The sequence below is a fragment of the Hyphomicrobiales bacterium genome (assembly GCA_016125495.1).
Classification (GTDB): Bacteria; Pseudomonadota; Alphaproteobacteria; order Rhizobiales; family RI-29; genus RI-29.
Window position 1 is genome coordinate 1 of sequence record WGLQ01000019.1, and the last position, 13704, is coordinate 13704.

The 13704-nt window shown below is 67.4% G+C and carries 8 protein-coding genes; all 8 read right to left on the reverse strand.

Annotation, left to right across the window (positions count from 1 at the left end):
• Positions 1-119 precede the first annotated feature (119 nt).
• Positions 120-623, reverse strand: a complete 504-nt coding sequence (locus tag GC150_13520; protein MBI1385919.1) for a universal stress protein — start codon at positions 621-623, stop codon at positions 120-122.
• Between the two features lie 122 nt (positions 624-745).
• Positions 746-1789 (reverse strand): tryptophan--tRNA ligase, encoded by a 1044-nt coding sequence (gene trpS / locus GC150_13525; GenBank protein MBI1385920.1) that lies wholly within the window; start codon positions 1787-1789, stop codon positions 746-748.
• Positions 1790-1881: 92 nt separating this feature from the next.
• Entirely contained in the window at positions 1882-3483 is a 1602-nt protein-coding gene (murJ, locus tag GC150_13530; GenBank protein ID MBI1385921.1) for a murein biosynthesis integral membrane protein MurJ, read from the reverse strand.
• Positions 3484-3555: 72 nt separating this feature from the next.
• Positions 3556-6348: a [protein-PII] uridylyltransferase gene (locus GC150_13535; protein ID MBI1385922.1), complete on the reverse strand. Its 2793-nt coding sequence runs from the start codon at positions 6346-6348 to the stop codon at positions 3556-3558.
• Positions 6349-6353: 5 nt separating this feature from the next.
• Positions 6354-9221 carry a DNA mismatch repair protein MutS gene (gene mutS / locus GC150_13540; GenBank protein ID MBI1385923.1) on the reverse strand — a complete coding sequence of 956 codons (2868 nt, stop codon included), beginning with the start codon at positions 9219-9221 and terminating at the stop codon, positions 6354-6356.
• Between the two features lie 217 nt (positions 9222-9438).
• Positions 9439-9798 (reverse strand): hypothetical protein, encoded by a 360-nt coding sequence (locus GC150_13545; protein MBI1385924.1) that lies wholly within the window; start codon positions 9796-9798, stop codon positions 9439-9441.
• A 179-nt stretch (positions 9799-9977) separates the two neighbouring features.
• Complete coding sequence (locus GC150_13550; protein ID MBI1385925.1) at positions 9978-10961, reverse strand: GNAT family N-acetyltransferase; 984 nt, start codon at positions 10959-10961, stop codon at positions 9978-9980.
• 224 nt (positions 10962-11185) lie between these two features.
• The gene (locus GC150_13555) at positions 11186-13699 is read right to left on the reverse strand and encodes a response regulator (protein MBI1385926.1); all 2514 of its coding nucleotides are present in this window, start codon (positions 13697-13699) and stop codon (positions 11186-11188) included.
• Between the last annotated feature and the right edge of the window lie 5 nt (positions 13700-13704).

Consider the following 13704-nt stretch of genomic DNA (forward strand, 5'->3'; position numbering starts at 1 on the left):
CCCCACCCCCCCCACAACTACACACGCGCCCGGGGTCGGCATCACCAGCCCCCGCCCGCGGTACCGGCGGGGGGCGCCGGGGGGGGGGGGGGCGCGTCGGCCTCGCGCGTGCCTCGCGCTCAGGCGAGGGCGAGAATGTCCTCGGGCTTCAACGTTCCGGGGACGATGTAGATCGGGATCGGAAAGCTGCCGGCCATCTTGCCGGCGAGCGAGGACACCAGTGGTCCAGGGCCTTCGGCCTCGCTCGAAGCGCCGAGCACGAGGATCGCGATATCCTCGTCGGCCTCGATCAATTCGATGATTTCCTGTGCTTTCTTGCCTTCCCTGATGATCTCCTCGGGCTCGAGATCACCACAGCTCACCTGCTCGAGCTTCATGCGTGCCATGCGGAACAATGCCCGGGCGCGCTTGGTTTCCTCCTCACGCCGGATGGCCTCGACGCCCATCCAGTGATGGAAGTCGCCCGGCTCGATCACATAAAGAAAGACGAGCGAGCCGCCGGTGCGACGCGCGACACGGGCAGCGAAGGTGAGGGCGACCGCGAATTCCGGGCTCTCGTCGACGACGACCAGGAACTTCCGTCGGTGGCCGGACTCGAAGACCTTGCGTAAACGGTGTGCCATGTGCGCTCCTGCCGTGCCTGCGCGTCTGGACAGACCAAATAGTGTGTCAGATGTGCGGTCCCGTGCAAACCGTTTTGACGCCTCGCCGCTCGGGTTGCATCGCCATCGAGCGGCGGTCGGCCTCAGCCGATGAAGCCCATGATCCGGCGCACATCTCGCATGACCTCTCCGGCGATCACCCTGGCGCGGGACGAACCATCGGCGAGGATACGGTCGATTTCGGCGGGGTCCGCCATCAGCCGACGCATCTCGTCGCCGACGGGGCTCACCTTCTCGACCGCAAGATCGATCAGTGCCTTCTTGAAGGTGGAGAACTGTCCGCCGCCGAATTCACCGAGGACCGTCTCCGTCGTGGCCCCGGCGAGCGCTGCGTAGATGCCGACGAGATTGCGCGCCTCGGGGCGCCCTTCGAGACCGGCGATTTCGGTCGGCAACGGCTCGGGGTCGGTCTTCGACTTCTTTATCTTCTTGGAGATGGCGTCGGCATCGTCCGTCATGTTGATGCGCGAGAGATCGGAAGGATCCGACTTCGACATCTTCGATGTCCCGTCGCGCAGCGACATGACACGCGTCGCCGGGCCGGTGATGAGCGGCTCGGGCAGCGGGAAGAAGCCGTCCGGATAGCCGGCGTCGGCACAGGAATCGGCAAAGTCCATGTTGAATTTCTGGGCGATGTCGCGGGCCAGCTCGAGGTGCTGCTTCTGGTCCTCGCCAACCGGCACATGAGTCGCCCGGTAAGCGAGAATGTCGGCGGCCATCAGATTGGGATACGCATAGAGGCCGACGGACGCGTTCTCCCGGTTCTTGCCGGCCTTCTCCTTGAACTGGGTCATGCGGTTCAGCCAGCCGATACGGGCCACGCAATTGAAGATCCAGCCGAGTTCGGCATGGGCCGAGACCTGGCTCTGGTTGAAGACGATGTGGCGCGTCGGATCGATGCCGGCGGCGAGATAGGCGGCAGTCACCTCACGGGTATTGCGGGCGAGTTCGGCCGGGCCACCCCAGACGGCGCGGTCCTGGGTGATCGCGTGCAAGTCGACGACGCAGTAGATGCAGTCGTAGCTCTCCTGCATCTCGGCGAAGCGCTTGATGGCACCGAGATAATTGCCGAGGTGCAGGTTGCCGCTCGGCTGCACGCCCGAAAACACGCGCTCCTTGATCTTCATGACCCACCTTTCCGAGAAATCGCCGGCTTTATTGCTCGCGCCCGCGGCCGGCGCAAGGGTGTCACGACAGATCGCAGGTGAGGACCGGGCAATCAGGCCCGGGCATCGGGCCGTGCACGCCGTCGGCGCAGCTTGCGCATGATCGCTCCGATGTCGCCCGCGCCGGTCACCGCGCAGAGCACCCCGTAGACGACGGCGCCGGAGCCGACCAGCGCCGCAAGCGCCATGAGCTGCACGAGCAAGCCGCTCTCAGGCCCGAAAGCCGGCCGCAGCCAGACCGACAACCACCAGACCACGGCGGCCATGGCGAAGGCGCAGAGGATGATGCGTGGAAGCCGGCGAAGCAACCTGGCGTCGGCGATGAATTGGCCCCGAGCAACGAGTGTCGACCAGAGGAGGCCCGCGTTGATCCAGCCGGCGAGCGATGTCGCGACGGCGATGCCGACGTGCGGGTACCAGCCGGCTGCCACGAACGCGTAGAAGAGCGCGAGCGAGCCGACCACGTTCACCAGCATGCCCACGCCCGCATAGCGCATCGGCGTGCGCGTATCCTCACGCGCGAAGTAGGCCGGCGAGAAAACCTTGATCATGACGAAGGCCGGAAGGCCGATGGCGAACGCGGCGAGGGCGAGCGAGACGGCCTCGGTGTCCGTCGACGAAAACGCACCCCGCTCGAACAGCACGCGGATGATCGGCTCGGGAATGGCGAAAAGGGCGGCGGCGGCCGGCAGCGTCAGGAGCAGGGAGAACTCGAGCGAACGGTTCTGGCTGTCCTGGACGGCCACCTCGTTGCCTGCACCGAGCTGGCGCGAGACATCGGGCAGCAGAACGACGCCGATGGCGATCCCGACGACGCCGAGCGGAAGCTGATAGATGCGGTCGGCATAGTAGAGATAGGCGATGGCGCCTGCCTCGAGGGAGGCGATCATCGTTCCGACGACAATGTTGATCTGGGTGATACCTCCGGCGACGAGACCCGGAATGCCGAGCGAAACCAGCCGGCGGACATCGGGCGTCAAGCGCGGCCGGCGCAGGGCGAGCGTCACGCCGGCGTTGCGCGCCGCGGCCAGGAGCATGACGAGCTGGAGAACCCCCGCGACCGCGACGCCCCAGGCGAGTGCGAGCCCCGCGTCACTCGAATTGCCGAGGCCGAACAAATGGGCAAGTCCGATCGCCGCGATCAAGACGATGTTGAGGAGGATCGGCGCAGCAGCGGCGGCCCAGAAGCGGCGCAGCGCATTGAGCAGCCCCGAGAGCAAGGCAACCAGCGACATGCAGAGCAGGTAGGGAAATGTGATCCGCGTCAGCAACACGGCGAGGTCGAACTTCTCGGGGCTCGCTGCAAAACCCGGCGTGATGGCGAGCACGAGCCAGGGCATCGCGATCTGGGCCACGGCCGTCAGGACCAGCAGCACCAAGACGAGGCCAGCCATCGCTTCCTCGGCGAAGCGGCGGGCATGATCGTGACCATCGGTTTCGAGCTTCTTGGCAAAGAGCGGAACGAACGCCGAGTTGAAAGCACCCTCGCCGAACAGTCGGCGAAACAGATTGGGCAGACGGAACGCGGCAAAGAACGCATCGGCGACAACGCCGGTGCCCAGCACGCCGGCGATGAGGATATCGCGAACGAAGCCGAGCACGCGGCTCACCATGGTCAAGCCGCCGACCGTCGCGAACGCCCTGTAGAGCCCCATGCCACCTCTCTCCGGCCACTCGCGGGCGGCCACTTCACATGAGCTGCCGCCCCTGCCCAATACCGTCCTTCGTCAACCGGCGGCTTCGACCTCGTCACCCGTGCGCGAGAGCACTTCGAGGAGGCGCTCGCGCACCGAGCGCTGCCTGGCCGGCTGGACGATCTTCCTGCCGGAGAGGTCGGTGACGTAGAAGACGTCGACGACGCGCTCGCCGAACGTCGTGACATGCGCGGAATTGATGTCGAGGTCGAGTTCCGAGAGCGCGCTCGTCAGCTCGTGGAGCAGGCCCAGCCGGTCGCGCCCGCTCACTTCGATCACGGTGAAGGCATTCGACAGGGAATTGTCGATCGAGACGTCCGGCGCGACGGAAAAGGCCGCGAGGCGCGGCGCCAGGCGGCGCTTGCCCTTCATGAGGCGGGCAAGCGTCGTCTCGCCGCGCAGGAGCTTCTCGATGGAGGCGACAATTCGCCCGGCGCGACGTTCCTCGTCGGCATCGCTGCCGAGATCGCGCGAAATGAGGAAGGTGTCGAGGGCCATGCCATCGCGCGTCGTATAGACCCGAGCGCTCACGATGTCGGCGCCAGCGGACGAGCAGGCGCCCGCCATCAGTGCGAGAATCGCCGGATGGCTCTGCGTGTATATGGTCAGCGAGGTCAGCGCGGCGAACGGATCGGTCGCCAAGTGGGAGGCCACCGTTCTGCCGGCGGCGTCCGCCTCGAGCATGAGGCGGGCATCGGCAATCTGCTGCTCGCGGCCGGTGCGCAGCCAATAGCCCGGATGGTGACGCGCAATGAGGCCCTCGACGACATCGGAATGGAGATCGCCGAGCGCGGTGCGGAACGCCGCCTCGGCACGCGCCACCTTCTCGACCGTCGTCGGGGCCGCACTGTCGCCCGCGAGCAGCGGCTCGGTCGCGTAATAGAGCTGGCGAAGCAGCTGGCCCTTCCAACCGGTCCACACGCCGGGACCCACCGCCCTGATGTCGACGACCGTCAGCACGAGGAGGAGACGAAGGCGCTCCAGCGTCTGCACGATCTCGGCGAAGTCGCGGATCGTCTTGGGGTCCGCCAGATCGCGCGACTGGGCGAAGTTGCTCATGACGAGGTGGTTCTCGATGAGCCAGGCGACGGTGTCGGTCTCGGCGTCGGTCAAGCCGAAGCGCGGACAGAGAGATTTCGCGATGCGGGCGCCCGCGATCGAGTGATCCTCCTTGCGGCCCTTGGCGATGTCGTGGAGGAAAGCCGCGACGTAGAGCAGGCGCGAATTCTTCAGATGGGGAAAAATCTCGGTGGCGAGCGGGTGATCCTCCTCGAGCTGGCCCCGTTCGATACGCGAGACGAGGCCGACCGTGCGGATCAGATGCTCGTCCACCGTGAAGTGGTGGTACATGTTGAACTGCATCATCGCGACGACGCGGCCGAACTCGGGAACGAAACGGCCGAGCACGCCGGCCTCGTTCATCTTGCGCAGCACGGGTTCGGCTCCGGCCTTCGACGTCATCAGCTTGAGGAAGATGGCGTTGGCGACGGGGTCGGCGCGCAAGCCGTCGTCGATGAGCCGCAGCGAGCCGTGCACGAGCCGGATCGCCTCGGGATGAAACAACAGGTCGTGCTGCTCGGCGAGCTGGAACATGCGGATGATGTTAACGGGATCGCGCCGGAACACGTCCCGATCCTCGAGCGTCAAGCGGCCGTGCTCGACCTTGAAGTCGGTCATGCGCCGGATCTTGATGCGACTGCGCCAGCCGAGGCCGCGAACCAGCGCACCCAGGCTCGGGGTGGATTTGAGCTGCCGCAGTTCGAGCGCCGCGCAGAGGATGCGCGTCAGTTCACCGACCTCCTTGGCGACGAGAAAATAATGCTTCATGAAGCGCTCGACGGAGCGCAGCCCGGCGTGGCCCTGGTAGCCGAGGCGCGTGGCCATCTCCGGCTGGAGGTCGAACGTCAGGCGCTCGTCCGCACGCCCAGTGAGGAAATGGAGGTGGCAGCGCACCGTCCAAAGGAAGTCCTCACAGCGGCGATAGGCGTGGTACTCCGAGGGACTGAAAACACCACCCGCGACCGCACCCTCGCCCGGTTCGGCGTCGTGCAGATACTTCATCAGCCAGTGCAGCGTGTGGAGGTCGCGCAGGCCGCCTTTTCCATCCTTCACATTGGGCTCGACGAGATAGCGCGATTCTCCGGTGCGGGCGTGGCGGTCGTCGCGTTCCGCGAGCTTGGCCTCGACGAACTCCCGGCCGGTGCCCGGCACGAGCGAAGCACGGAACTTCGTTTCGAACGCGGTGAACAGCTCCGCCTCACCGTGAACGTGGCGGGCATCCAGGAGGGAGGTGCGGATCGTCATGTCGGAGCGCGCGGCGTTCATGCACTGGTCGACGGTGCGCGTGGCATGACCGACCTTGAAGCCGATGTCCCAGAGCAGATAGAGAATGTACTCAACGACGGTTTCCCCCCACGCGGTCTGCTTGTAGGGGAGGAGAAACAGGAGATCGATGTCGGAGCCGGGCGCAAGCAGGCCGCGGCCGTAGCCGCCCGTCGCGGCCACAGCGATGCGCTCGCCGCTCGAGAGGTTGGTGGCGCGGTAGACGTCGGTCGCGGCATGGTCGAAAATGAGTCGGACGAGCTCGTCCTGGAAATGCGAGAGCCCGGCGGCGCAGGCGCGCCCCTTGCCGTCGGCGAGAAGGCGGCGCTCGGAGGCCGCCAGGGCGTGCCGCCGCAGGTACTTGAGGCGCTCGAGGAGTGCAGGACGCGCGCCTTCGCCGTGCTCGGCATGAAGGGCGGCGAGTTCGGCGCGCAACCGTGTGGGATCGAAATAGGGCGGCGACGGCAGAAGTGCCTCGTCAGTCCGGGCCGTAGTCGTGTGCATGGCGGTCAACCTCCCCGCTCGCGGTCCGACGGGCTGCCATCGCGGGTGAGTTCGCGCAGTCGGTAGAGAAGCTCGAGCGCCTCGCGCGGGGTGAGCTCATCCGGGCTCGCCGATCGCAGGAGTACCAGTGCCGGATGCTCAGGAGCGGTATTCTCACGCGAGGGTGCGGCAGAATTCGGTGTGGTGGCCGCGAACAGCGGGAGATCGGCAACGAGGGCCGCTGGATCGGGCCGGGCGCCCTCGGCCTCGAGGCGCTGCAGTATCTCCCTGGCCCGGGCGATGACGGGAGATGGCAGACCTGCGAGCTTGGCGACCTGGATGCCATACGAGCGGTCCGCGGCACCGGGGACCACTCGGTGGAGAAAAACGATCTCGTCCTTCCATTCCCGCACATCGATCGTGGCGTTGGCGACGCCGGGCAGCCGCCCAGCGAGTGCCGTCAGCTCATGGTAGTGGGTGGCAAAGAGCGCGCGGCACCGATTGACGGAATGCAAATGCTCGATCGTCGCCCAGGCGATCGAAAGACCGTCGAACGTGGAGGTGCCGCGGCCGATCTCGTCGAGGATGACGAGGGAATGCTCGCCGGCCTGATGCAGGATCGCCGCCGTCTCGACCATTTCAACCATGAAGGTCGAGCGTCCCCGGGCGAGGTCGTCGGAGGCGCCGACGCGACTGAAAACCCGATCGACGACGCCGATCCGGGCGCGTTCGGCGGGAACGAACGAGCCCATCTGGGCAAGGATGGCGATGAGCGCATTCTGGCGCAGGTACGTCGACTTGCCGGACATGTTCGGTCCGGTCATCACCAGGATGCGCGCGCGAAGGGTCTCGTCGAAGCCGGGCCCGGCCTGGGCGCTCGCGGCGGAAAGCGGCTGCTCGGGCAGAGGCCCCTGCGGCAAGGCTCCGGCGCTCTTGGAAGGCGAGCGGCGGCGCGAGGTGGCCTGCCGCGGGCCCGGTACACTCGGGGCGCTCGGAGCGGCCAAACCAAGCATGCAGTCGTTGGCGATGAAGGGCGCCTCACGGGCAGCCGCCTGGGCCTGCTCGACGACCGGGTGGCGCCCCGCCTCGATCTCGAAGGCGAGGCCCTCGACAACCGACGGGCGCACGTAGTTGCGCTCGCTAGCGAGTTCGGCGAGCCCGGCGTGGACATCGAGTTCGGCGAGGGCATCGGCCAAGGCGGCGAGACGATCGGCCTCGGCACCGACGAAGTTGGCGAGTTCGGCGAAGACCTCCTGTTCGATGGCCAGCGTGCGCTCGGCGGCGGCGGTGATGCGGCCTTCGATCGATTCCAGCTCGTCGGTCGAAAAGCGCAGCGCCGAGACCAGCGTCTGGCGATGGCGGAAGCGCTCGCTCAGCGGCGGCTTCAGGAAGCGCTCACCATGAGTCTGGGTCAGCTCGATGAAATAACCGAGCATGTTGTTGTGGCGCACCTTGAGTGAGGCGACACCGGTCTCGGTCTGATAGCGCGTCTGCAGCTCGGCCAGAACCTGCCGGCTGCGATCGCGCAACAGGCGGTTCTCGTCGAGTTCGGCACGAAAACCCTCGCGAACGAAACCGCCATCGCGGCGCGCGATGGGCAATTCGTCGGCGAGGGCGCGCTGGAGCTCGTCGGCAAGCGTGCGGTTGCCAGCCGAGAGAATGGCGGCGATGCGCGAGAGCGCCTCCGGCAGGCCGGCGAGGCCGGCGGCCCCCACGAGGAGATCGCCCGCAGTCACGGCACGATGGAGGGCGTCGCGCACGGCACCGAGATCGCGCGGCCCACCGCGCGACAAGGCCAGCCGCGAGACCGCGCGCGGGACGTCCGGGGCGCCGCGCAGTACGCCTCTGAGGCCTTCGCGCAAGCGCGCATCGGTGAGGAGGAAATCGACCGCATCGAGGCGGGCGGCGATGGCGGAAGGATCGCGCAGCGGCGCCGAGAGCCGGCGAGCCAGCTCGCGGGCCCCGCCGGGCGTTACCGTGCGGTCGATGGCGGCGAGCAGGCTGCCGCGACGCTCGCCGGAAATGGTGCGTTCGAGCTCCAGATTGCGGCGCGTGGCGGCGTCCATGACGAGGTTGGCGGTGGTCCCGAAACGGACCGGTTCGCGCAGGCGGGCGCTGGCGCCGAGCTGCGTCAACTCGACATAGCGCAGGACCGCGGCGATGGCCGCCAACTCGGGCCGTGTGAAGCCACCGAGGCTTTCGAGATCGGCGAGCCCGAGGCGCTCCTTGAGGTCGCGGGTGCCGGTGGCGCTGTCGAAGTAGGGCGCCGGGACCGGCGTCGCAGAGGCCCGCGTCATACCGATCGCCCGGTCGCGCAGCGCATCTCGCGCGAGATGATCGGCGAGCAGGACCTCGCCCGGATCGAGGCGGACGAGTTCGCCGGCGAGATCGGCGGCCGCGACCGTGCCGACGCAAAAGTCACCCGTCGAGATGTCGACGGCGGCGAGCGCGTACGCCGTCGCGTGACCCGGAACACCGGGCGAGGGCTGCGTCGTGGCGGCATGCGGAAAGAGGGCGAGAAGGAAGTTGTTGCGGGCCGCATCGAGGAGATTGTCCTCGGTCAGCGTGCCGGGTGTGACGAGGCGGACGACCTCACGCCGCACGACGGCTTTGGAGCCGCGCTTGCGCGCCTCGGCGGGATCCTCGGTCTGCTCGCAGACCGCTACCCGGTAGCCCGCCTGGATCAACTTCTGAAGATACTCGTCGCCGCGCGCCACGGGCACGCCGGCCATCGGGATGTCCTCGCCCCGGTGCTTGCCGCGCTTGGTCAGGGCGATCGACAGTGCTCGGCTCGCGACGACGGCGTCCTCGAAGAACAGCTCGTAGAAGTCGCCCATCCTGTAGAACAGCAGACAGTCCGGATTGGCCGACTTGATCTCGATGTATTGGGCCATGACCGGCGTCGCGCCATCGCCGGCCGGCTCGCCGAACGGATTGCCGTCCGCGCCGTCCGCCGAACCCCTGCCGGGGCGGCAAGCATCGTCGGTCGCCCTTGTCACCCGGCCGGCTCCGTCCATACCGTTCCTTGCCGCCGTTCGCGGCGGCCCCAAGCTTTAGCGGTTCCGGCCGGCCAGGAAAACCGGCGCGCGGGGCCGTCCGCCGCCTCGTGCCTCATCCGAACGGAGCGGAAAAGATCATCCAGGCGCCGAAAGCGATGAAGGCAAAGCCGAGCAGATGGCTGATTGTGATCGCTTCCTTCAGGTAAAGAACCGAAAACGCGCAAAACACCACCAGCGTGATGACTTCCTGGATCGTCTTGAGCTGGGCCGCTGAATAGACGGCATGACCAAGTCGATTCGCCGGTACCGCCAGCCAATACTCGAAGAACGCGATGCCCCAACTTGCGAGAACGACGATCCAAAGGGGCGCCGACTTGAAGCCGAGGTGGCCGTACCAGGCGAACGTCATGAAGACGTTCGAGGCGACGAGAAGGACGATGGGCAGCACGTAGACGTGGATCGAGGCGGACATGGGAACCTCGGGCGATACGTCGAAAGGATTCCGGGGGTTGGTTCTGGCGAATGGTCGACCAATCGCGTCCATTCGCGAGCCACGCGGCAGCGATCCATCGTACCGCCGCTCGCAAGGCGCGCCGGCACGCTGGCCAACTCACGGTCTGGCGGACAGCCGTCCAGGCCTATCCGAGCCACTCACATGACGCACTTCGGGTCACGGGCGATGCGCGCCTTCTGCTCGTCGGGCGCTCCGAAGTGAGCGAAGTAGCGCGGGTCGATGGCCGATACGGGCAGCACGATCAGGACATCCGTGGTGGCGAACTGATGGTCGATGACGGCACCGTTGCCGATGTAGGCCCCGAGGCGCAGATAGCCCTTGATCAGGGGCGGCATGCCCTTCAATGCGGCCTTCGCATCGATCTGGTCGGCCGGGAGCAGATTCATCTCAGTATAGAGGTGGGGATGCGCCCGGGCACGCCATTCCGGCGGCGCGATGTGGTGGTGGTGCAGATAGCTCAGCGCCATGGCGTGGGCCGATGGGTCGGTGCCGGGAAAGCTGGCACAGCCGACCATCACGTCGACGCCATGCTCGCGCACATAGGTCCAGAGGCCGTGCCAGAGGAGCTCGACGGTGCGCCGGTTGCGGTAGGGTTTCAGAACGCAGGAGCGGCCGAGTTCCATGAACTTCGCCTGCGGCCGGGCCGCGATGAGCGGCGCGATGTCGTACTCGCCTTGCGTATAGAAGCCGCCGTGCGCCTCGGCCACGTCCTGTCGCAATATGCGATATGTGCCGACGACGGCCGCGCGGCGATGCCACGGGTTGGCGCGCGAGCGCACGAGATTGGCATGGTCGACGACGAGCAGATGATCGCAAATCCGATCATACGCATCCTCGTCCCGCCGCCGCCGCATGGCGCGTGGACTGGGAACCGCCGACATCTCCTCGTAGAAAACCTCGTAGCGCAGCCGCTGGGCGCGGCGGATGTCGGCACGGGTGCGGGCGAGACGAACCTCGAGGCTGCCGATGGCACCATAGACCTTCATCGGCAGGGAGCGCAGGCGGAACCGGCCCTTGCGCCAAGCGAGATCCTTGTCGTGGCGCAGCTTGGCGAACCCGAGCGCGCGTATTGGCCGAAGCCGCCGCGCGAGTGACCTCGGACTGATTGGCGTCAGCCGCATCAAACCCCTCCATCGGCCGGTGCCGGGCCTGTCGGCCGGCTCCAAACACCGCTGAACCGACCGGGGATGGTGGTTCTCGCATCTTCGACCCCGGTGTTCCCGCGTCTGGGGGGTTATTCTCGCCACAAATCCATGTGCAACACAATGACTTTGAGGGCTCACCGCCAGTTTTACACGGCCGCCCACATGGCCGCCGGAGCGGCGCTCCGACCCGCGCGAACCCCTCACGCGGCGTTGGCACCATCCAGTTCGGGCGCGTCGGGCGTACCCTCACGTGGCCCTTTGGCCGGACCGCCAGGCTCGCCAGTTTCGACTTGCTCGTTCGTCTCGAGGCACCGCTCGATGGCCGAAAGCAATTGCTCACGCTCGAAGGGTTTCGCGACGTGATCGTCCATGCCGACCGCGCGTGAACGGTCGCGATCCTCGGGAAAGGCGCTCGCGGTCAGAGCGATCAGGGCCGGACGCCGCAAGGACGGGCGGGCGTGATAGAGGGCACGTATGGCACGGGCGGCTGCCAGTCCGTCCACCTCGGGCATCTGGACATCGAGCAGGACGACATCGAAACGGCCCGAGCATCGATCTTCGAGCGACTTCTCGACCTCGGTGATCGCGCGGCGGCCGTCGCCGACGATCACTACGTCGAAGCCCGCCAACTCGAGCATGCGCCGCGCGAGCAGCGCGTTCACCGGGTGGTCCTCGGCAACGAGCACGCGTCGGCGCGGGGCGTCGCCAGCGACGCCCGGGCCAACCGGTTCGGGGCTCACCGGCGCGAGGGCTCCGCCGGCGGAATCGCCGCCATGCGCCAGTGTTCCGTCCACACAAGAGAGCAGCGTCGACGGGCGTACCGGGCGAACGAGATAGCCAACGAACCCGGCGCGGCGCCAAGCATCCAGGCTCGAACGCTCGAGCGGATCGATGACGACGATGGCCCGGGCGGAAGGGGTGGCGGGGGCAGCGTGCTCGGCTGAACCGCCGGCCGCCCTCAGGCGTGCGAGGACCCGTTCCGCAGCGGTCAGGCCGATTGCCGAATCGACGATGAAAACATCCGGTTTCGCAAGAAGATCCGCTTTCAACGATCCAGTCGCGAGGCGCACGTCGTGGCCGCGCTCCGCCAGGGTTTCAGAGAACGACTCGCGCTCGAGGGGGCCTTGCAGTGCGATCAGCACGCGGTGCGGCGCGGCGACATCGCCATCGGTGGCGGCCGTCTCGTCGGCGGGGTCCTTACCGGCATCGAGCGGGCCCGTATCGGCACCGGCCGCCACGACGACAGGGAAGTGGAGGGCGAAGAGGGAGCCCTCGCCAGGGGTGCTCGTCGCGGTGATCCGGCCGCCGAGCGCGTCGGCGATGCGCTTGGAAATGGCGAGACCGAGGCCGGAGCCGCCGTGGCGGCGCGTTGCGGTGTCGTCAGCCTGCTCGAACTCCCCGAAAACGCGCTCGAGGGTCGTGTCGTCGAGCCCGGGACCGGTGTCGCGGATGCGAAAGACCAGCGTGGCCCCACCGACCGTCGCGCGCCCGGCCTCGCCGCGTTCCGGCACAGCCGGGATGCCGGTTCCGGTTTCGACCGATGCACCGGCCGGATCCGCGACGGCAATCTCGACCGCGATGCCGCCCTTTTCAGTGAACTTCACGGCATTGCCGATCAGGTTGACCAGGATCTGGCGCACCCGGGCGGCATCCATGACGACAGCGCGTGGCACGTCCGGACGCAGGCTCCAGACGAACTCGAGGCCCTTTTCCTGGGCGCGCGGGGCGAGCAGCTCCATGACATCGCGAACCAGCGCCTCGGGCGATGCCTCCTGGAGATGCAGCTGCAGCCGGCCGGCCTCGATACGCGCGAAATCGAGGATTTCGTCGATAAGTGAGAGCAGCGTGCGCGCGGAGGTGCGAACGCCCGTGGCATAAGTGCGCTGCTCGGGCGTCAGCGCCGTCGAGAGCAGGAGGCCGCTCATGCCGAGGATACCGTTCATCGGCGTGCGGATTTCGTGGCTGATCATGGCGAGGAAACGGGACTTGGCCTCGCTCGCCGCCTCGGCGCGTTCGCGCGCGCTACGCAGGGCTTCTTCCTCCCGGACCGTGGCCGTGACATCGCGGATCAGCGTTTGAAGTTCCTCGCCCGCCGGTTCACCAAGCGGGGAGACGACCGCGACCACGCGATCCTCGAAGGACAGCCAGCGCCGGCCTCGGGCGGTGTCGACCTCGACGACGTACTCGCGACGGCCGTCCAGTGCATCCGGCCAGGTCTCGGCGGGCACCTCGCCGGTCAGGACCGCGGGAGCAAACCTCCAGCTCGAAAGCTCGGCGTCGTCGGCAAGGCCCATAAGCGTGCGAAACGCCCGATTGGCGAACAGTAGCGATCCGGTCCGGTCGCGGCGAATCAGGGCGTCGTCCTGGCTGTCGAGCAGATCACGATAGCGGACCTCGTTCTCGCGCAGCTCCCATTGCAAGTCCTTGAGCGCTTCGAGGCCGAGATCCGTCGGGGCACCGGGGCGCGCGACCGCCCCGACCTCGGCCTCGCCCGAAAGCCGACCGCACCAGAAGGCCACTGCGGGGGCCGACAGGGCAAGAAGCGCACCAAGGTACGACCAGAACGAGCCGCCGCCATGGGCGAACACGATCCCCGTGGTCGTGGCGATCGCGAGGGCGAGCACCGCCAAACCCGCGAGCAACCCGCCGCCCTGCCGGACCACGCCGTTGCGTGGCCCCTTCGCACCGGCGCTCCTCAGCCCTCGCTCTACCATGCAAC